Genomic DNA, 18,518 nt, shown 5'->3' with positions numbered 1-18,518 from the left:
ATGCGCGCGTGTCCCGCGTGCGGGGCGTCCAACGGCTCCGCGGACGACTTCTGCGGCAACTGCGGCGCGTACTTGGGCTGGTCGGACACCACGCCGCCCCCGAGCACACCGTCGCCCACAGCGCCGGAGCCCTCGGCCCCGAGCACACCCACGCCCACGCCCACGCCCCCGGCGCAGTCGCCACCGAGCACACCCTCGGCGCCTCCGGCCGCGCCGGACGTCACCCCGGCGCCCGCATCGCCCCCGGCGGACGAGCCGACGTCCGCCACGCCTCCCCGCACCTCGTCGTTGCGCGCCCGGCTGACCGGCCGCGGCCGCAGCGAGGCGAGCAGGCCGAGCCCCGCACAGGTCGCGGGCTCACGCCCCCGCGCCGCCGAGGGCCCCGTCGCCGCCCCCGCCCAGGAGCCCTCGAGCTCCCCACCCCAGACCGGGCCCGAGGATGTCCGCACCGAGCCGTCCGCCCCGGCGCACGGTTCGACCACCGACGGGACGACGGGCGACTCCACCAGCGCGACCACCGGCGTAACCACGGGCGGCAACGAAACCCCCCACACCGACGAAGCTCCCCCCACCACACCTCCCACCACCCCACCCGCTTCGACCACCCCTACCACCCCAAACTTGCCCGGCCCCCGGACCCCGACCACCCCCACCCCCACCCCCGAGGCACCGCCTCCGGACCCCGTACTGCCCGTACGCCCGGCGAAGCCGGTAGCCCCCCGCCCCGTCGTGCGACCCGTTGCGGTGCCGGACGACGCGGCAGGCGTGCCCTGCCCCGCCTGCGGTACGCCCAACCTGCCGGGCCGCCGGTTCTGCCGACGCTGCGCGACTGAGCTGAACCCCGCCGCGAAGGCCGCCCCGCTGCCGTGGTGGCGGACCGTGTGGCCATTCCGCCGCCGGGTGCGGGCGAGTTCGGGCCGGGGGGTGCGGCTGCTGGTGATCCTGGCCGTGGTGTTGGCTCTGTGCGCGGGCGGCTTCCTTCTGCTGCCGGCCGGCCGCGCCTTATTCGAGGACACCCGGGACAAACTGGGCAAGGCCAAGCCGGTAACGCCAGCGGACACCAAGGCGAGCGCCGAGGTGCCGGGGCACCCGGCGACGGACACCACGGACGGGCTGACCAATCGCTACTGGGGTGTGCCCGCGACGGGCGCCTCGGTGACCTACACCTTCCGCAAGCCGTTCCGGCTGGTCGACCTGATCATCACCAACGGCGCGTCCAAGGATCCGCAAGAGTACGCCCGCCAGGCACGCGCACTCCAGCTGAATCTGGAGGTGACGACGCAGGACGGCACCACGCACAACAAGGAGTTCACCCTCAGCGACAAACCGGGCGCACAGACGATCCCCACCGGGATCAGCGACGTGAAGACGGTACGGCTGGTCCTGCGCTCGGCTGTCGGCCTGACCCCGGGCCGTCACCTAGCCCTGGCGGAGGTGGAGTTCTTCCAGCGAAGCTGACTCAGCGCCACCCGGCGATCTGATCCGGAGCCGGCCTGGCTCACTGCCCCGCCGGCTGGGCGGGCAGTTTGAAGATGTGCTGCGGCGACACTATGCGGGTGATCGCCTGGCCGAAGAGAGTGCTCGGTTCAGAACCCTTGTAGTTGATGTCCGTGTTGAGGAGCACGACCAGCGTCGCCTTAGCCTCCGGCAGGTAGACGACCAGAGACTCGTAGCCGGGCAGCGAGCCGTTGTGGCCGATCCAGCCCGCGACGTCGAAGATGCCCAGGCCGTAACCGGTGTCCGGCAGGTCGCTGGGGGACATCTTCATGCGCTGAGCCTGCGTGGCGGGACTGAGCAGTGTACCGGTGGCGAGGGTGTAGGCCCAGCTACGCAGATCGTTCAGGTCGGAGATCATGGCTCCGGCGGCCCAGGCCCAGGAGGGGTTCCAGTCCGTCGAGTCCTCGACCTTGCCGGTCGCCGTCTGGTTGGTGTAGCCGTGGGCGTGCGGCGTCGGGAACTCCGCGGCCTTCGGGAAGAGCGTGTGCTCCAGGCCCGCCGGGTCGAGGACGTTGCGCTTGATGTACTCCGCGAGGGGCTGACCGCTGACCTTCTCCACCACCAGGCCGACCAGGATGATGTTGGTGTTGCAGTACTCGAACTTCTCACCGGGCTGGAACTGCACGGGGTGCTTGAAGGAGTAGGAGAGCAACTCCTGCGGTGTGAAGGGCCGTCGGGGGTCGGTTGTCAGTGCCTTGAAGAAGCCGGGGTCCATGGTGTAGTTGAAGAGTCCGCTGCGCATCCCCGCCAGCTCGCGCAGGGTGATCCGGTTTCCGTTGGGGACACCGTCCACGTACTTCCCGATCGGGTCGTCCAGGCCGACTTTGCCCTGGTCGACCAGCCTGAGCAGGGCGGTCACGGTGAACGTCTTGGTTTCGCTCCCGATCCGCATATTCAGGCCGGCGGACATGCGCGCGCCCGTCGCCTTGTCGGCGACCCCGAACGAGCGGACGTAATGGCCCTTGCCGGGAACCCACAGTCCAACCGTCACGCCGGGCACGTTCGCTTCGCGCATGACCTGTGTGACTGCCTTGTCCAACTGCCCGGTCACAGCGGGAGTGAGTGGCGGGAAGGCGGAGGATGCGGACGCGGTGGGTTCTGGGGTGGGCTGGGAGTACGCGGATTCCGCGGATTCCGCGGGCACGAACATGACCAGCAGCCCGGCCGCCACGGCGGCAGCCGCCCCCCTGCGCAGCCGTGAGTACAAGCGCGTCATGAGCCGGCTCCCGTCACGAGAGGACAAAGCTCCAAAAGAATCGTAGGCCCAGGTCACAGGCCCGGCGACTTGAGCGGCCTTCCGCGCGGCCCGGTGCGGGAAAGGCCGCCACCCCGACGCGCGGTGGCGGCCCTCCCGGCTCTGCGTCAGTCCCCGGAACGCTCCGGCGCCAGCAGTTCCCGCAGTTCGCCCACCGCCTCCCGCAGCCGGTCCGCGAAGGTCCGCATCTGGTCCGCCACCGCCAGCGGCGTGCTCAGGTAGAGGTTGAACCGCTCCGGCAGCAGCACATAAGCGACGCCGATGCACTTACTGCTGGTCGACCCGAAGCCGAAGTACTGGATGTTGGCGGACGGCGCGGAGCTGGTGCTCAGGTAGTCGTCCCGCATCGTCAGCCAGCCCGGCGTCCGGTACAGCGCGGGCTGCTCGGTCACTCCCAGCTCCGCCCCGCGGCGTCGCTGGATCAGCTCCAGCTCCCACAGGTGCTGCTCGGGCGCCTGCCCGAGCTGGCACTCCTTCGCTCGGGCCACATGCTGCTCGGCGGCCGCCCGGAACGCGGCGCGCCGGGTGTCCGCGTCCGCTGCCGGGTTCTCCATGACCGCGACGAAATCGCGCATCCCGGGGGTGACGACGCGCATCGCCTCGGTCCGCCCGAGCCGGTACTGCCGGGTCGCGATCGACTCGTACGTGGCGCCCAGGCGCCCCTTGGCGCGCTGGTGGGCGAGCTGGTAGGCGACCTGGACGAACGCGTCCGGCGAAACCCCCAGCGCCTTGGCCGCGTTGCTGCCGAAGTCCGCGAACGACACGGTGCTGGTCGCGGTGTTCTCCCCGTACGCGGCGAACGCGTCGGCGGCGGAGCGCACCTGGGCTCGCAGGGCGTCGTCCAGCCCGAACACGACCGGCTCCAGCGCCGGCAGCCCCTGGGAGCGGGCTCCGGACTGGCGGGAGTGCTCCTCGGCCTCGGTGGTCAGCAGGGCGTCAGTGAAGCTGAGGATGGTGGTTCCGTCCAGCTCACAGTGCTCCACGTTGATCCCCGCCCGGCCGTCGGCGAAGACGACGAAGGTCAGGGCCTTGTCGAACCAGCGGTTGCCGCGGTCGCCGTACAGCAGCTCGTCGCAGGCCTCCTGGGTGTCCGCGGGTGCGAAGTCCTCCAGAGCGACGCAGAACAGCGCGGTCTCGATGTCGTCCAGCGCGTCCGCGTTGCGGGGGTGGCAGGCGAGCAGTGACCCCCGGGCGGCCGCCCATTCCGCGCGGGCCATGGTGGTGAGGTGACCCACCGAGCTGTCCGCTGCGGCCGGCTCGGCGCCGGCCTTCATCACGGCGTGCAGCCCCGCCTCGAGGTCGTCCAGGCTGTGCGGGACGCCGTCCGCGCCGAGCACGTCCAGCCGGAACATGCCGCCCCGGAAGAACACCACGATGTGCCGGGCCTCGGACGGGCCGGGCCACTGCGGGGAGTAGGGGGCGCGGACGGTGTCCTGCTGCGCGCCGGGGATCCGGGTGGCGGAGAACAGGAATTTGTTCTGCACCATCGACTGGGGCACACCGCGCTGCACCACCGGCGGAATGAGCCCCTGGTCGAGCTGCCGCTTGTAGTTGACGGCCCCGGCGACGAGCCCGGCCGCCCGCTCCACCTGCGGCCGGCCGGAGTCCTTGAACAGGAAGAAGAAGTTGGCGTTGAGCGCGATCCGGTCCCGGCGGCCCAGGTAGCGGTACGGCCAGAAGGTGTCGAGCCAGCTGTGCACGCCCTCCGTGGCGTCGTACTCCTCCAGCGCCGCCTGCAGCACCCGGCCGGGGCCGTCAGCCCGGAGGAAGGCGGTCACCTCTGCCTCGGTCACCGCCAGTTGGTCGGCGGTCAGCAGCGGCGCGCACCAGGCGAGGAACCTCTCGCAGCTTGCCTCCAGCGTGGGCAGCGGTACGCGCGGCAGGCTGTCCTCCTGGGCGAAGGTCGTCATGGCAGCCGATTGCTGGCTGGTGTTCAATTCTGCTCTCGATTCGGATCGTGGGGAACTGTGGTTTCCTCGCGGGCGGCGAGCCCCCCGGCCTCAGAGTCTGATGGGTCTGATGGGTCCTGCGGCCGGGAGAGGTAGAGCTGTGCGTAGAGCCAGCCTTCCGCTTCCAGGCCCCGCGCATCCACCCCGGCGGCCGACATTCTGTCCAGCACGAGCGTCTGCTCCTCCGGGGAGGCGAACCGCCGCTGTTTGAATACCTCTTCTACACGGGTGGTCCGGTACCCCAGCCCGGCCAGCGCGTGCTCGACGGGGTCGAATGGGAACATGCGCAGCACGAAGTGCGCCATCCAGGGCCGGCGGGCGCCCTGCGAACGGACGACACGCTTGAGCGTCCGCTCGGTGACGTAGCCGAGGCAGCCCGTCGATATCACCAGGTCCGTCCCGGCGAACTGGGCGCGCTGCCGCGGTGTGGGCTCGTGCGACTCCAGGTCGGCGTGGACCGCGTCGTCGAGGAACCCGGCCTCGAGCGCGTAGGACAGCGCACTGCCCGAGGTGTCCAGACCGACGAAGCGGATGCGCTGCGGGGGTTGGCGAGACCGGGACAGCTCCTGGTCGCGGGCCAGCAGGGCTTCGCGGCTCTCCTCCTCGAGTTCTTCGTCGCAGTAGCGCGCGTACAGCTCGTCCATGGTCGTGTCGTACTTCAGCAGGGCGGCGTTGATTCCGTACGAGCACCCGATGTCCAGCACCTTCGGCGCCGCGACGTGCTGGGACTCCCGGTACTCCTTGATGAGCTTCGCGAAGTAGGGCTTGGCCTGTTGCGGAATGCAGTAGCCGAGCGGGCGCAGCACACTGAAATAGCTGCGCGGATCGGGCTGGGTGTAGATGTGGTCGAGCGAGACTTTTCCGGTCGCGTCGAAACGCACAGGAATTACTCCTCCGTGGATCGCAGAGTGGGGGGCAACGGCCTACGACGACTGCGGCCGAGCGGCGTAGGTCCTTGGCCGGCGCACGTCCTCGGCGCCCGCTAATCCAGCAGTTGATCGCTCCGGACGGCCCGGCCCTCGGCTGCCAGATGCCCGGGCAGTACCCGGCCGAAGAGCTGCCGGGTCCGTGCCACGCTCCCGATGACGCCGGGGCGCTCGCTGTAGGCGAATATCGCGGAGTGGCGCGCGACCTCGCCCCGCACGGGGCTCACCCGGTGCAGCGAGTAGCGGCCCTTGAACAGCTGCAGGTCACCAGGTTGCAGGGGGAGGCGCCGGGTCATCCGCCCGCCCCGGCCGTCCAGTACGTCCCGGACGTCGTCGAAGCTCTCGTCGTGCGCGGACCTGATGTTCGGGCAGTACTCGAAGACGCCGCCGGCCTTCGCTTCCTGGGTGAGCATGCTCACGGTGAACTCGTTGGTGTCGAAATGCCAGGGGTGCTCCATGCCCGGCTCTACGACGTTGAGAACAAGCCCGGAGAGCGGGTCCGCCAACTCGTGCAGCTGCGGCAGTCTGAAGCAGTCGGCGATGAAACGCTGGAACACCTGGTCGGAGTAGAGCCGACTGATGAGTGAGCCTGCGGGGATGCGGTCTCGCGCGACGAACGCGTTGCCCCGCTGGAAGGTCCTGCGGCCGGGGTGGTCCTCCGGCAGGGCCGAGTCCACCGCGATGTTGTAGACGTTGACCGTTTCGACGTCGAAGTGCGCTCGGGGGGCGATGGCCGCGCACTCCTGCCGCAGGACATCGCGAAGTGAGGGACGGATGAAGTCCTTCAGTACGGTGCAGCCGAGAGTCAGCAGTTCGCGCCGGGCGCGGGAAACCACGGCCTGCCCCTCGGCGCTCTCGAGTTCGGACAGGGGATACCGGGCCGTGTCGACCACCTGGTCGAGCGCCATGGCTTCCAAAGTGCTCATTCGATCCTCTCCACGTGCGGGCAGACCGCCCCGAGTCCGATGCCCGGACCCTCGGCTCTTCATCAACTCAACTGAGAGGTAGCAAAGTTGAAGCTCCCACAGCGCCGCCGCGTTGTCTGTGACACGTCACACTGTGTAGACGCGGCACACTCGAGCCGTGAGTAGAGTTCTGCACTAGTACGAAACTCGATTGCGCTGGCAGGGCGGACCGACGCCGCGCACACAGGAGGAACTCGGGTTCAAGCTCGCTGAGCTGCTCGCCGCTGCCGAGCAGGGCGTGTACATATCGTTCGCCGTGGTGCACCGCGCGACGGGCAGGGCCGTCGGCTGGACCACGTACATGGACGTCGATACGGAGAACGAGCGGCTGGAGATCGGCTGGACCTGGTACGGCCGCGCGTCCTGGCGTACAGCGGTCAACACCGAGACGAAGCTGCTGTTGCTGAGCCACGCCTTCGAGGAACTGGGCATGGGGCGCGTGCAGTTCAAGACCGACCACATGAACGAGAGGTCCCAGGCCGCCATCGCCCGCCTGGGAGCACGGCGGGAAGGCGCACTTCGCCGCCACAGGCAGCGGCCGGACGGCACTTGGCGGGACAGCGTCTACTTCTCGATCCTCGCCGAGGAGTGGCCGGCCTCGAAGGCGCGCCTCAGCGCCAGGATCTGATCGCGCCCCGGCCGTGATCGCGCCCGGCTCCCATTCCCGGCTGGCCGCCGGCTCGCGCGCCCAAGCGCCGGGAGCTGCTCACGGCGCCTCGGTGGCGGAGATGCGGTACTTCATCACCTCCGCGTCGACGATCGCCGCCAGCTGGCCCGTGTCCGGCCCCGAGCCGCGGAAGGCCGCGAGGTCCGCGTCCGACTCCCAGCGTTCGTAGACGTTGACCCGGGTCGGGTCGAGCAGGTCGGGCGAGAGGGCGAAGTCCAGGCAACCGGGGGCCGAGCGGGCCTGGGTCACCACCTCTTGGCAGCCGTCGAGGTAGCCGTCGCGGGCGTCCGCGGCGACGTGGACGCGGCCGGACACGATGAGCATGTACGTCTCCCCTGGTGCGCGTGGGTCGTGGTGGCGATCGTCTCACCGGCGGTCGTGGCGCGCACGTACGACCGCCGGTCCCCTGCCGCCGTCGGCAGGGACGAGCCCGGCGGCCTGCGCCTGATCGCCGCCGGGCTCGGCACCGGACCTGCGTCCGTCAGCAGCGTGGAGCCGGCTTGCTGTAGGTCGTGTTGCTGGAGTTGGCCACGTAGTAGTCAGAGACATAGCGGCCGTTGTCCATCCTGTCCCAGATCTTCGTCGTGCCGACCGTCGAGCCGGGCCGCTGGCAGTACACCCACGCAAGGGACCCGTTGGGCAACGTCCCCACGGTCGGGTACGAGGTGCCGGGACCGCTGCGCTCGGCGACGCCACCAGGGGCGGTGGTCTGGTACGGGTACGTGCAGCGCGGCAGCGGCGCGCTGTAGGTGGTGTTGGACGGGGTGCTGACGTAGTAGTCCGTGACGTACGTGCCGTCCGAGAGCTTGTCCCATACGCGGGTGCTGCCGACGGTGGAACCGGGCGCCTGGCACACCACCTTGAGTGAGGACGCGGGCGCATAGGACTTGGCGACGGGGTAGGCCGTCGAGGGACCGGTGCGGGCATTGAGCACGGTGGAGCTCGTCGCCGTGTACGTGTACGCCACGGTGGCGACCGGAGTGTCCAGCCGGTCGGTATCGATGTTGATGGTGACGCCGCCGTAGGTCTCGTTGTGGCTGCCCTTGAACTGCTTGGCCCGCTGGTGGGAGGCCCACTTGGAGTCGGCGATGCCGGTCCAGCCCTTCAGCGAGTCGACTCCGTCGTAGCGGGCGATCCACAGCGCGTCGGGACGGGCGTATGCGGTGGACGTGTAGACGTCGGAGAGCTGCTTCGCCCCGAGGTTGAGGTTCATGTAGACGCCCGAGACATAGCCGAGCCGGTGCAGCTCTTTCGTCCAGGCGGAGACGTACGACAGCACGGCGACCTGGCACGTGGGGTCCGTCTGGACGTAGTGCTCGATGTCGTTGTAGAAGGCGCTGCCTGGCTGCATGCCGAGCGCCTTGGCCTTGGCGATGGCGTCGGTGGCCGCCGCCGTGCCCTGGGACCTGGCGGTCGCCGGGACGGAGCTGATCTTGGCGTCGGTGGGCCTGGCGCCGCAGGGCGGTTGCAGGCCCTTGTAAATGGGCAGCAGACGCCACTTCAGCGCCGAAACGGACGTGACCCACGACGCGGTCAGTTGCGGCTGGGCGCAGGTGCGGTTGACGCCCCCGATGTACACACCGACGGCGCGGTACGGGGAGGCGCTCCAGGCCTGGATGGCCGTCAGCGGCGGTGCCGTACAGGTGTCGAAGGCGAGTCCGGAGTAGCGGGTTGCGCTCGCTCCCGCGGTATGGGCGACCGCCGTGTCCGGTTCGGCAACGGCGGGCGGGGCGGAGGCGAGCGCGGCGCCGGCGCTCAGCACGCCGACGGCCGAGAGGACGAGGAATCTGCGGAGAGTACGGAGGGTGCGGTGCGGGTGTGACATGTCTGCCCCCCGGGGCGGCTCGAAGCGAGAGGGGGTCAGAATGCCCTATTTCCTACCAACTGCACCCTGGGACGCGCGGGTTGTTACCAGGGACCACCAGCTTGTTACATGGGACCTTTTTCAGGCTTCCAGTCAACAGACCTATGACCGCCCGCGGTCAGGACAATGCGGACACGCGAAGGCGCGGGCACGCTCGCGCGAGGCACGCGAAGACGCGGGCACGCGTCCCGCCGCCGTCACCCGATGTGGCGGCGGCGGGACGTGGCGCTCAGCGGCCGTAACGGATCAGTGCCCGCACCATCCGGCACGTCGTGTCCGACGGCGGGTGGATCCCGACGCTCTCCGCCGTCGCTCGTATCTTGCGATTGTCGGCCGTCGCCGGGTGGTAGACGCCCGAGTCGAGCAGGGCGATCGCCAGGCGCATGGCCTTCAGTCGGCGGTTGTGGGAGACGTACCACTCGCGCGGCTGTCCGGCCGGGAGCGGCTTCTTCTTCAGCGGCTGGTACACGGGCTTCGTCATGAGTGTGGCAACGGCCATCGGCAACCTCCTGGCGCGGTGGCGGGACCATCCCGAACTACTGTTCAGTCTACCGGCCACCACTGACAATCCCCCCTGGCCAGACGGTGTTTGAGGGGCTCGTGAGCGGTACGGTGACGGCATGGAGATCTGGATCAATCCCGCCTGTTCCAAGTGCCGCGGCGCCATCGATCTGCTCGACGAGGAGGGCGCCGCGTACACCGTCCGGCGCTACCTCGACGACGTGCCGAGCGAGGACGAGATCCGGGCCGTTCTGGGGCGGCTCGGGCTGGAGCCGTGGGACATCGCGCGGACGCAGGAAGCCGCGGCGAAGGAGCTCGGGCTCAAGGAGTGGGCGCGGGACGAGGGTTCGCGGGATCGGTGGGTGGCCGCCCTCGCGCAGAACCCAAAGCTGATCCAGCGGCCGATCATCACGGCCGACGACGGTACGGCTGTCGTGGCGCGTACGGACGAGGCCGTACGGGACGCGCTCGGGCGGTCCTAGCGCGTCCCGGTGAGGTCACCGCTCGTCCGTGCCCGCGACCTTCGCAGGTGCGGGTGAGCACGCCTAGGGCGGGGCGCTGGACGCGCTGTGCCGCGCGCTGCCTTAAGAAAAGTTAAGGATGTTGTAGGTGAGGGGGCTGAGAAAGCCGGGATTCCTACTCGTACGTAACGGCACACGGAACCGACCCGACAAGGAGTCCCACGTGTCCCGCAAGAAGACCCTCAGCCGGAAGAAGAAGATCGCGCTGCTCGTCGGCGCCGCCGTCGCCATCGGTGGTACGGCAGTGGCGATGACCGGCACCAGCCAGGCGTCGGTGGCCTGCGACGGACTGGTCACCGCCCTGCAGAACAACGAGAAGTTCATCGCCGGCCAGCGTGCGAATCCGGATGCGCAGTCCGAGGCGCGTATCGCCAACCGGGAGGCTGTGATCGAGGAGATCAAGCGAAAGCAGGCGGCTTCCGGGTGCGAGGTCGGAGGGGGTGGCGGAGAAGCCGCTCCTCCGGCCGAGCAGCCGCCGGCCGAAGGACAGCCGCCCGCCGACCCGCCCGCGGAAGAACAGCCGCCCGCCGAAGAGCAGCCCCCGGCCGACGACCAGGGCGGCAATGATCAAGGCGGCGACCAGGGCGCCGTCGGCGAAGTCGTCTGCGCGGGCTCGACCGTGACCCTGTCCGGCGAGGGCGGCGCGCCCGCCGCCTCCAGCAGCCAGTTCCCGGTCGGCACCACCCTCAAGGTGACCAACCTCGACAACAGCAAGTCCACGACCGTCAAGGTCACGTCGGTCTCCGGCAGCTGCGCCCTGCTGAACAACGCGGCCTTCGAGCAGGTCCGCGAGCCCGGCAAGTTCCTGATCCGCAAGGCGCGGATCGAGCGCGTCGGCTGACCCTGACGGCTGTCAGGACGGTGCCGTTCTCCTCCGCCAGGGAGGAGGAGAACGGCACCGTCCTGGCCAGTTCGCCCGCCCCCGCTACCGGCTCCCGCTCCCCGCTCCCGCTCCCCGCTCCCCGCTCCCGCTATCCGCGCCGCAGAAGCTCCGCCTCCGCCTCCGCGAGGATCTCGGTCAGCCGCAGCCCGAACCGTACGTCGCAGTCGTGCGCCCGCCCCGTACGCGCCGACTCCAGCAGCGCGTCGACCGCCGCACCGAACGAGCGGACCGCGTCGGCCCACTGCGGCAGCGCCACCTTCCCCTGATCGCCGATGAGGTCGATGCTCGCGCCCGCCGCCTTCACCGGCGCGCTCAGGCCGAGCGTCGCCGTGCTCGACGCCCCCGAAGCGTGCCGCAGCACCAGATGCACGGTGTCCACGGGCCCGCGCGCCGCCGTCACCGTCGTCACATCGCCCAGCACCGGGATCAGTACGGACAGCACGTGCGGGCCGACATCCCACAGCCCGCCCTTCTCCCGCCGCCACGGCGACGCGGCGTACGGGCTGTCCGCGCCGGGCGCGTACAGCGAGCCGAGCCACTGCGCGCGGGCCGTGAACCAGCCTCCCACCGCCGCCTGTTCGGCGATCCAGGGTGCCGTGTCCACGGCGAAGCGCAGCGTGCAGAAGACCACAGAGGCGACCTGGGCGCGCTCCGCCGCCAGGGCCGTCTCGCGCGCCGCCGCCACGTTCGTCGCGACCGGCTTGTCCAGCAGAAGATGGCAGCCGGCCGCGGCCGCCCTGGCCGCGAGCGGCGCCTGGACGTCCGGCGGCAGCGCGAAGGCGACCGCGTCGCAGGCGGCGAAGAGGGCGTCGGCGCCGTCCTCGCCGGAGTAGGCCGTCGTGCCGTACATGGCGGCGAGGGCGGCGCCCGCCTCGGGCCGCCTGGCCCACACCCCGGCGAAGTCGACGTCGGGGTGGGCGGCGAGCGCGGGGGCCTGGGTGCGCTCCGCCCAGGGACCGGCTCCGAGGAGTCCGATACGCAGCTGCTTTGCGGGCTTCGTCATACCGCCCAGTGTGCCAACCGCGGAAAAATCCCGGTGCGTACACAGGCGGCCGGGACGCGAACTATTCCTCGTACGACTCGGGCGTCAAGCGCCGCCGGCCGCTCGCGGTAGCGCTCGGCTGCCACTTCCTGCTGGAGGCGCCGGCCGGTTCGTACCGCGCGCACTGGACCTCGGGTTCCGCGGACCCGCTGCTGGTCCGGCCGTGGGGGCCGACTCCGCTCGGCACCCGGATCCTGGACGCCCTGGAGCACTCCCCCGAGCGGCTGGTGATCGTCTCGGACGGCTGGGACAAAACGTGCCGCCGGGGCTGGCCGACGAGATGCTGCGGGTCTGGCGCACCCGGCTCGACCCCGACCGGAGCACAAATGTCGTGCATGTGAACCCTGTATACGACGCGGACAGCTTCGATGTGCGCCGCCTCGCGCCGAGCGTGCCGACGGCCGGCATCCGCGACGCGGAGGATGGACGTGACCGGGCTCACGACCATGCCCGCCCAGGTGTGGGGCGGCATCCGGCTGGTGCCGCTGGTGCGCGAAGAGCCGGTGGCAGGGCTGCGGCTGCGTCACGAGATCTACGGCTCCGGCGAGGTCGAGCTCGGCTCTCGTGCGCACTGTCTCTCCTACATTCCGCACGGCTTCGTCGCGAGTCGTACCGCACCCCGCCCACTACCGTGCCCTGCCCGTCCCTGATCGAGGATCTGTACGGGGAACTGGTCCACCAGACCGCCTTCTTCGGCGGCCCGGTGCCGGACTTCGAGGCGCGGGTCCGCGACGGCGGGCATCTGAAGACGCTCGCCGACCTCCGGGCCGCGGCCCGGGCGCAGGAGCGCGCGTGGGCCGAGAACCACGACACGCTGCCGGCCGCCCGGCTGCTCGACTCGTCGTACTCCTTCGAGCGGGTCTACGCCCTCAAAACCTTCCGGCTCTCCGAGGCACAGATCAGGCGCAGCCATCTGCTGAACCGGCTGCACGAGAACGACTGGCATCTGGGCCGGACGGCCGAGGCGCTGGGCACGAGCCGCACCGATCTTGTCCGCCGGATCCGTGCCGCGGGGTTCGACTCCCTGCTCACGCAGCGCGCGGCGGGCTGACCGGCCCGGCGTAACGCGGGGTTCACAAGCGGGCAACGGCCGGGAAATCGCGGATTGCGAAGCTTCGCGACATACCGCTGCACCCCCAAAGGATGAGGCCCGTGACCTTCAAGGCTGAGTACATCTGGATCGACGGCACCGAGCCGACCGCCAAGCTTCGTTCGAAGACCAAGATTCTGAACGACGGCGCCGAGCTCCCCATCTGGGGCTTCGACGGATCCAGCACCAACCAGGCCAAGGGCCACGCCTCGGACCGCGTGCTCAAGCCGGTCTTCTCGTGCCCCGACCCGATCCGCGGCGGCGACGGCGACGTACTGGTCATGTGCGAGGTCCTCAACACGGACCTGACCCCACACGAGTCCAACACGCGTGCCGCACTGGCCGAGGTGGCGGAGAAGTTCGCCGCGCAGGAGCCGATCTTCGGCATCGAGCAGGAGTACACCTTCTTCAAGGGCGCCCGCCCCCTCGGCTTCCCCGAGAGCGGCTTCCCGGCCGCGCAGGGCGGCTACTACTGCGGCGTCGGCGCGGACGAGATCTTCGGCCGTGACGTCGTCGAGGCGCACCTGGAGAACTGCCTCAAGGCGGGCCTGGGCATCTCCGGCATCAACGCCGAGGTCATGCCGGGCCAGTGGGAGTTCCAGGTCGGCCCGCTCGCCCCGCTGGAGGTCTCCGACCAGCTGTGGGTCGCGCGCTGGCTGCTCTACCGCACCGCCGAGGACTTCCAGGTCTCCGCGACGCTCGACCCGAAGCCGGTGAAGGGCGACTGGAACGGCGCGGGCGCGCACACCAACTTCTCGACCAAGGCGATGCGCGAGGGCTACGACGCGATCATCACCGCCTGCGAGTCGCTGGGCGAGGGCTCCAAGCCGCTCGACCACGTCAAGAACTACGGCGCGGGCATCGACGACCGCCTGACCGGCCTGCACGAGACCGCCCCGTGGAACGAGTACAGCTACGGCGTCTCCGACCGCGGCGCCTCGGTCCGTATCCCCTGGCAGGTCGAGCAGGACGGCAAGGGCTACATCGAGGACCGCCGCCCGAACGCCAACGTCGACCCGTACGTGGTGACGCGGCTGCTCGTCGACACCTGCTGCGCCGCTCTGGAGAAGGCCGGCCAGGTCTGATCCCGCAGTGGGCACCAAGTGAGTACGCAGTGAGCACGCAGTGAGCACGACAGGGCGCCCTCCGGTCCGGCCGGTGGGCGCCCTTCGGCGCGTCTCGCGCCAGTTGACCGTCAGGCAGGCCTACGGCCGACGGTCCGGGGTCGCCCCCCGGAAAGGCACGGCAACGTGCGGAAGGCCACTGCTGCCGCACGACGCCATCTGCTTCAATAGGGGCATGGCCAGCTTCCAGCACATCGCGACAGGTCGCAGCGACCTTGAGCCGTTCTGGCCGTCCCGGCAGCACCATGACTTCGACCGGGTGTGTTGCCGCGCGGTGAACGCGCAGGCCCTCTAAAGCCGCTCACCCCGGTCTTCGGCCAGCGCGCACGACGTACGTCCGTCCTACCGACTCGTCGACTCCTCCGCGCGAAAGAGCTGAGCCTCATGGCGAACTCCCGTACCTTCTCCGCCGTATCCGCTGCGACCGCCGTCAACCCCAAACCCGTGAATCCGGGCCGCCACCGGCTGCGTGCCGTCGACCGCGACGAAATCGTCCCGCCGGGCAGCCTCGTCGATGTGGCGGACTTCCTGCCGCCGGGGGCCACCTGGCTGCCCGCTCCCCAGCACACGCTGCCCACCCTGCCGGACCAGCCGCCGATGGTCGGCTACCTCGTCCTCGTACCGGCCGATCAGCAGCCGGCCCCGCTGGTGCCGTCGGCCGCGCCGGTCGACGGCACCGAGGGTGCGGGCCCGGTGACGATCGACAGCTCCCGGCGCACCGCCCACGTGGACGGCCGGACGCTGGATCTGACCTACCTCGAGTTCGAGCTGCTGGCGCATCTGGTGGCGCACCCCCACCGGGTGCACACCCGCGACCAGTTGGTGACCACCGTGTGGGGCTACGGGCACGTCGGCGACGGCCGGACGGTCGACGTCCATGTGGCCCGGCTGCGCCGCAAGCTGGGCGCCGAGCACCGCCGCACGATCCAGACCGTGCGGCGGGTCGGCTACAAATACGCTCCGTGAGCTGAGCGCCTGGGCCCGGTTTCCGCTAGAAGCGGGACCGGGCCCTCGCCACGCCCGCGAACGCGAGGTCGGCCACCAGGAACACCAGCAGGCTGATGCCCAGCATCGGGACGAACCAGCCGATCGCCGCGGTCACGGCGGCGATCGGCAGGAGCAGGGTGATCGGCGCCTTCCGCCATGCGCCGCGCGGGATGGGGCGGCCCGCGCTCAGCTTCCGTTCCTTCGTGGGCCTGCGCAGCCACCACATCCGGTAGCCCCAGACGATGAGCAGGATCAGCGCGAGGGCGAGAGCGGCCAGGACGAGCTGGTTGGCGAGGCCGAAGGTCCTGCCCATGTGGACGTCGATCCCGAACCGGGTCAGCTTGGCGAGCAGCGGGTAGTCGGCGAACCTGAGCTCGTCCATGACCTTGCCGTCGGCCGGATGGACGGCGACCGAGTCGAGATGGACCGGGAACTGCTTGTCGGTCTCCTTGACGACATAACCACTGCCGTCGGCGGGCAGGATGACGGAGATCTCCCCCTCGACACCCTTGGCCGCGGCCGCCTCGACCACCTTGTCGATGCCGACGTCCGGGCCCTGCTGGGCGACGGAGTCAGCACCGCCGCCGTGGCCCTCGTGTCCGTCGCCCTCCCCGCCGCCCGGCGAGAGTTCGGCCGCCACGGACGGGGTCGCGCCGCCGAGCTGCGTCTGGAGCGTGTCGATGTTCTCGCCCGCGTACTTGGACCAGGTCAGACCGGTCGCGGAGAGGACGAGCAGTCCGGCGACCGCCCACACGCCGATCGCGCCGTGCCTGGTCAGGGACTTACGGCGGCCCGTAGCGCCGCGCTCGGGAAGAATCAGCTCACGCTTGGAGCGCCGTCTGCGGCCCAGCCACAGCAGCAGACCGCCGAGTGCCACGACCCACAGCCAGCTGGCGGCCATCTCGCTGTAGTTGCGGCCGAAGTCGCCCATGTGCAGGTTGGAGTGGAGTCCGCTGAGCCAGGCCCGCAGCGGAAGAGCCCCGAAGGAGTCGACCAGCTCGCCGCGTATCTCCCCGGTGTAGGGGTTGACGAAGACGGCGAGGGACTCGCCCTCCTCGACCTCGGGGGTGGTCATCAGGACGCGGGTGGTCGCGCCGTCCTCGTAGGAGGGCCATACGGCGGTCACCTCGCCCTCGGGGTGGGCCGTGCGGGCGGCCTCGACCTGGGCGGAGAGGGGGACGGAACGGTCGCCCGTCGGAACCTGCAGCTCATGGCTGTAGACGAGCTTCTCGGCCTGGAAGGAGAGCGCGTAGAGGAAGCCGCTGACGGCGGCGGCCAGGAGCAGCGGGGCGATGAGCAGTCCCGCGTAGAAGTGGAGGCGGAGCACGAGGGGGCGCAGTGCGCTCCAGGTGGAGCCTTGCGCGGTCGATCTCTCGGATTCGTCGGTCTGCTTGGGGACGTCAATGGCCATGATGGTCCTAGGGAGTTGACGCTGACATGGGGGACGGGCCCCAGGTCAGGCGGCTGCTCCGGGGGCCGTTGCGAGAGGTGCGGGGAACGTCGGCGGGCCGCGCCGGGTCAGCGCGTGCGCGAGGTGTACGCCGTGCAGACGCCGGGGCCGGGGGCTCTGCGGGACCGGGCGTGGGGCTGCGGGCAGCCGGACGGGAGTGAGGAGCAGGCGCAGCGGGGTGAAGGCGAGATGCCCGACGACGTGGGCGAGCCGGAAGAAGGCGGCCTCGCCACGGGCCAGCCAGAGCGCGCAGACGGCGGCGGCGACGAGGTGGGCGGCGAGCATGCCGGCGTCCACGTCCATGGGTCCGATGGACATGGGACCCACGTCCATGGCTCCCACGTCCATGGCTCCCGCGTCCATGGTTCGCCCGGCCGTGGTGGCGGGCTCGGCGTGATGGTGGTGCCGGGACGGGCGTCCGCCGGCTTCGGAGAAGATCAGATGCAGGGCGCCCTGGACGGCGAGCAGGCCGGTGCCGATGGCCCGGACGCCTCGACGTCGTCCGCCGGCGAGCCAGCCGACGGCCGTGGTCGCGGCGAAGGCCGTGAGGAGCGTGGGGACGGGGATGTCATGCGCAGATATGAACGAATGCCCCATGGCGGCCAGTGCGATGCACACCGCCGCAAAGAGTGCGGCCCGAAAGGCGCGTATCGGCGACCGGGCATCTGTCATGGTCCGCACATGCTGCCATCCCGCGCGGCGGTTGCAGGAGGGGCCCCTTCCGCGGGCAGCTGAAACCCTGTCCCTGACCTCTCCCCACCAGGCAGAGTCGCAGCTATGAGACTTCTGATTCTGGGGGGCACGGAGTTCGTCGGCCGTGCGGTCGTCGAGTCGGCGCTGGCACGTGGCTGGGAGGTCACGGTCTTCCACCGCGGGCGGCACGAGGCGCCCGCGGGCGTCACCACGCTGCTCGGCGACCGGACCGCGCCTGAGGGGCTTGCGGCGCTGGCTGACGGGGAGTGGGACGTCGTCGTCGACACGTGGTCGGCCGCGCCCTCCGTCGTACGCGACGCGGCGCGGCTGTTGGCGGGGCGGGTCGGTCGCTATGTCTATGTGTCGAGCTGTTCGGTGTACGCCTGGCCCCCGGCGCTCGGCCACGACGAGACCGGCCCGGTGGTGGAGGGCTCGCCCGACGCGGGCGAGGTGCCGTACGCGGAAGCCAAGCGGGGCGGCGAGTTGGCCGCGCTCGACGCGTTCGGCGACGAGGGCGCGCTGCTGGTGCGCGCGGGCCTGATCATCGGCCCCTGGGAGAACATCGGCCGCCTGCCGTGGTGGCTGCGCCGGATCGCCCGCGGCGGCGCTGTGCTCGCGCCGGGTCCGCGGGACACGCCGCTGCAGTACATCGACGTACGCGACCTCGCGGAGTGGGTCGTACTGGCGGCGGAGCGGGGCTTGAGCGGCCCGTACAACGTGGTGAGCGAGCCGGGGCACACGACGATGGGCGACCTGCTGGAGGCCTGCGCGAGGGCCACGGGCTCGTCGGCGGAGCTCCGCTGGACGCCGCCGGAGACGATCCTGGCGGCGGGGATCGAGCCGTGGACCGACCTGCCGATCTGGATTCCCCGCGCGGAACAGCCGGAACTGCATCGAGCGATCCACGGCGTGAATGTCGCCAAGGCCCTGGCGGCGGGGCTGAGTTGCCGCCCGGTCGGGTCGACGGTGACGGACACGTGGAGGTGGCTTGAGTCCATCGGGGGTGCTCCGCCGCAGCGGGAGGATCGTCCGGTGGTGGGGCTTGCGGCGGAGGTGGAGGCGAAGGTTCTGGCCGGCTAGGGGGGCGCCTGCGGCGGGCGTGCG

At 70.6% G+C, this 18,518-nt stretch carries 17 protein-coding genes and 2 pseudogenes; 9 read left to right on the top strand and 10 right to left on the bottom strand.

What is annotated here, in order from left to right:
* The gene (locus tag ACFYWY_RS01645; RefSeq protein WP_389177961.1) at window positions 1-1,458 is read left to right on the top strand and encodes an NADase-type glycan-binding domain-containing protein; all 1,458 of its coding nucleotides are present in this window, start codon (window positions 1-3) and stop codon (window positions 1,456-1,458) included.
* Between the two features lie 40 nt (window positions 1,459-1,498).
* Here the strand turns inward: ACFYWY_RS01645 and ACFYWY_RS01640 are convergent, their stop codons facing one another.
* The 4 genes from ACFYWY_RS01640 to ACFYWY_RS01625 form a co-directional block, all read right to left on the bottom strand.
* A complete protein-coding gene (locus ACFYWY_RS01640; RefSeq protein WP_389177958.1) occupies window positions 1,499-2,713 on the bottom strand; it encodes a serine hydrolase domain-containing protein in 1,215 nt (404 codons plus the stop codon).
* 146 nt (window positions 2,714-2,859) lie between these two features.
* On the bottom strand, window positions 2,860-4,662 hold the full coding sequence (locus ACFYWY_RS01635) for a choline/carnitine O-acyltransferase (RefSeq protein ID WP_389177955.1): 1,803 nt from the start codon (window positions 4,660-4,662) through the stop codon (window positions 2,860-2,862).
* A 23-nt stretch (window positions 4,663-4,685) separates the two neighbouring features.
* Entirely contained in the window at window positions 4,686-5,582 is an 897-nt protein-coding gene (locus ACFYWY_RS01630) for a class I SAM-dependent methyltransferase (protein ID WP_389177953.1), read from the bottom strand.
* 101 nt (window positions 5,583-5,683) lie between these two features.
* Window positions 5,684-6,553 carry an arpA protein gene (locus ACFYWY_RS01625; RefSeq protein WP_389177950.1) on the bottom strand — a complete coding sequence of 290 codons (870 nt, stop codon included), beginning with the start codon at window positions 6,551-6,553 and terminating at the stop codon, window positions 5,684-5,686.
* A gap of 190 nt (window positions 6,554-6,743) precedes the next feature.
* On the opposite strand from ACFYWY_RS01625, the gene ACFYWY_RS01620 reads away from it, so the two are divergent.
* Window positions 6,744-7,220, top strand: coding sequence for a GNAT family N-acetyltransferase (locus tag ACFYWY_RS01620; RefSeq protein ID WP_389177947.1), 477 nt, complete (start codon window positions 6,744-6,746; stop codon window positions 7,218-7,220).
* A gap of 78 nt (window positions 7,221-7,298) precedes the next feature.
* On the opposite strand, the gene ACFYWY_RS01615 is transcribed toward ACFYWY_RS01620, so the two are convergent.
* The 3 genes from ACFYWY_RS01615 to ACFYWY_RS01605 all read right to left on the bottom strand — a co-directional run bounded on the left by ACFYWY_RS01615 (window position 7,299) and on the right by ACFYWY_RS01605 (window position 9,622).
* Window positions 7,299-7,583 (bottom strand): putative quinol monooxygenase, encoded by a 285-nt coding sequence (locus tag ACFYWY_RS01615; protein ID WP_389177944.1) that lies wholly within the window; start codon window positions 7,581-7,583, stop codon window positions 7,299-7,301.
* Between the two features lie 157 nt (window positions 7,584-7,740).
* Window positions 7,741-9,084: a glycoside hydrolase domain-containing protein gene (locus ACFYWY_RS01610; RefSeq protein WP_389177941.1), complete on the bottom strand. Its 1,344-nt coding sequence runs from the start codon at window positions 9,082-9,084 to the stop codon at window positions 7,741-7,743.
* A 268-nt stretch (window positions 9,085-9,352) separates the two neighbouring features.
* Window positions 9,353-9,622 (bottom strand): hypothetical protein, encoded by a 270-nt coding sequence (locus tag ACFYWY_RS01605; RefSeq protein ID WP_389177938.1) that lies wholly within the window; start codon window positions 9,620-9,622, stop codon window positions 9,353-9,355.
* A 121-nt stretch (window positions 9,623-9,743) separates the two neighbouring features.
* Between ACFYWY_RS01605 and ACFYWY_RS01600 the strand changes: the two genes are divergently transcribed.
* Both ACFYWY_RS01600 and ACFYWY_RS01595 read left to right on the top strand, forming a co-directional pair.
* Window positions 9,744-10,106, top strand: a complete 363-nt coding sequence (locus ACFYWY_RS01600) for an arsenate reductase family protein (protein ID WP_389177935.1) — start codon at window positions 9,744-9,746, stop codon at window positions 10,104-10,106.
* Between the two features lie 202 nt (window positions 10,107-10,308).
* Window positions 10,309-10,986, top strand: a complete 678-nt coding sequence (locus ACFYWY_RS01595) for a hypothetical protein (protein ID WP_389177932.1) — start codon at window positions 10,309-10,311, stop codon at window positions 10,984-10,986.
* 130 nt (window positions 10,987-11,116) lie between these two features.
* Here the strand turns inward: ACFYWY_RS01595 and ACFYWY_RS01590 are convergent, their stop codons facing one another.
* Window positions 11,117-12,031, bottom strand: a complete 915-nt coding sequence (locus ACFYWY_RS01590; protein WP_389177929.1) for a Gfo/Idh/MocA family protein — start codon at window positions 12,029-12,031, stop codon at window positions 11,117-11,119.
* Between the two features lie 65 nt (window positions 12,032-12,096).
* Between ACFYWY_RS01590 and ACFYWY_RS01585 the strand changes: the two are divergent.
* The 4 genes and pseudogenes from ACFYWY_RS01585 to ACFYWY_RS01570 form a co-directional block, all read left to right on the top strand.
* Window positions 12,097-12,494, top strand: a pseudogene (locus tag ACFYWY_RS01585) (hypothetical protein); the annotation flags it as partial.
* A pseudogene (locus ACFYWY_RS01580) lies at window positions 12,439-13,121 on the top strand (hypothetical protein). The pseudogenes ACFYWY_RS01585 and ACFYWY_RS01580, both read left to right, overlap by 56 nt.
* A 101-nt stretch (window positions 13,122-13,222) precedes the next feature.
* Window positions 13,223-14,245, top strand: a complete 1,023-nt coding sequence (glnII, locus tag ACFYWY_RS01575) for a glutamine synthetase (protein ID WP_389177926.1) — start codon at window positions 13,223-13,225, stop codon at window positions 14,243-14,245.
* A 423-nt stretch (window positions 14,246-14,668) separates the two neighbouring features.
* Window positions 14,669-15,250 carry a winged helix-turn-helix domain-containing protein gene (locus ACFYWY_RS01570; RefSeq protein ID WP_389177923.1) on the top strand — a complete coding sequence of 194 codons (582 nt, stop codon included), beginning with the start codon at window positions 14,669-14,671 and terminating at the stop codon, window positions 15,248-15,250.
* Between the two features lie 25 nt (window positions 15,251-15,275).
* Here ACFYWY_RS01570 and ACFYWY_RS01565 read toward each other — a convergent pair whose 3' ends face one another.
* Complete coding sequence (locus ACFYWY_RS01565; RefSeq protein ID WP_389177920.1) at window positions 15,276-16,682, bottom strand: PepSY-associated TM helix domain-containing protein; 1,407 nt, start codon at window positions 16,680-16,682, stop codon at window positions 15,276-15,278.
* A gap of 45 nt (window positions 16,683-16,727) precedes the next feature.
* Window positions 16,728-17,339, bottom strand: coding sequence for a hypothetical protein (locus tag ACFYWY_RS01560; protein ID WP_389177916.1), 612 nt, complete (start codon window positions 17,337-17,339; stop codon window positions 16,728-16,730).
* 159 nt (window positions 17,340-17,498) lie between these two features.
* Here ACFYWY_RS01560 and ACFYWY_RS01555 point away from each other — a divergent pair, with 159 nt between their 5' ends.
* On the top strand, window positions 17,499-18,494 hold the full coding sequence (locus ACFYWY_RS01555) for an SDR family oxidoreductase (protein WP_389177913.1): 996 nt from the start codon (window positions 17,499-17,501) through the stop codon (window positions 18,492-18,494).
* Window positions 18,495-18,518: the final 24 nt, after the last annotated feature.

This window comes from Streptomyces sp. NPDC002870, from assembly GCF_042888505.1.
Lineage (GTDB): Bacteria > Actinomycetota > Actinomycetes > Streptomycetales > Streptomycetaceae > Streptomyces.
Note: the sequence above shows the minus strand (reverse complement) of the source record. Positions and strands in the feature narration are given on the sequence as shown.

What these genes read in the sequence shown, in the direction of transcription:
- ACFYWY_RS01645 (WP_389177961.1), top strand. Translation starts at nt 1, where the DNA reads ATGCGCGCGTGTCCCGCGTGCGGGGCGTCCAACGGCTCCGCGGACGAC.
- ACFYWY_RS01570 (WP_389177923.1), top strand. Translation starts at nt 14,669, where the DNA reads ATGGCGAACTCCCGTACCTTCTCCGCCGTATCCGCTGCGACCGCCGTC.
- ACFYWY_RS01615 (WP_389177944.1), bottom strand. Translation starts at nt 7,583, where the DNA reads ATGCTCATCGTGTCCGGCCGCGTCCACGTCGCCGCGGACGCCCGCGAC.
- ACFYWY_RS01640 (WP_389177958.1), bottom strand. Translation starts at nt 2,713, where the DNA reads ATGACGCGCTTGTACTCACGGCTGCGCAGGGGGGCGGCTGCCGCCGTG.
- ACFYWY_RS01625 (WP_389177950.1), bottom strand. Translation starts at nt 6,553, where the DNA reads ATGAGCACTTTGGAAGCCATGGCGCTCGACCAGGTGGTCGACACGGCC.
- ACFYWY_RS01555 (WP_389177913.1), top strand. Translation starts at nt 17,499, where the DNA reads ATGAGACTTCTGATTCTGGGGGGCACGGAGTTCGTCGGCCGTGCGGTC.
- ACFYWY_RS01565 (WP_389177920.1), bottom strand. Translation starts at nt 16,682, where the DNA reads ATGGCCATTGACGTCCCCAAGCAGACCGACGAATCCGAGAGATCGACC.
- ACFYWY_RS01610 (WP_389177941.1), bottom strand. Translation starts at nt 9,084, where the DNA reads ATGTCACACCCGCACCGCACCCTCCGTACTCTCCGCAGATTCCTCGTC.
- ACFYWY_RS01590 (WP_389177929.1), bottom strand. Translation starts at nt 12,031, where the DNA reads ATGACGAAGCCCGCAAAGCAGCTGCGTATCGGACTCCTCGGAGCCGGT.
- ACFYWY_RS01605 (WP_389177938.1), bottom strand. Translation starts at nt 9,622, where the DNA reads ATGGCCGTTGCCACACTCATGACGAAGCCCGTGTACCAGCCGCTGAAG.
- ACFYWY_RS01600 (WP_389177935.1), top strand. Translation starts at nt 9,744, where the DNA reads ATGGAGATCTGGATCAATCCCGCCTGTTCCAAGTGCCGCGGCGCCATC.
- ACFYWY_RS01635 (WP_389177955.1), bottom strand. Translation starts at nt 4,662, where the DNA reads ATGACGACCTTCGCCCAGGAGGACAGCCTGCCGCGCGTACCGCTGCCC.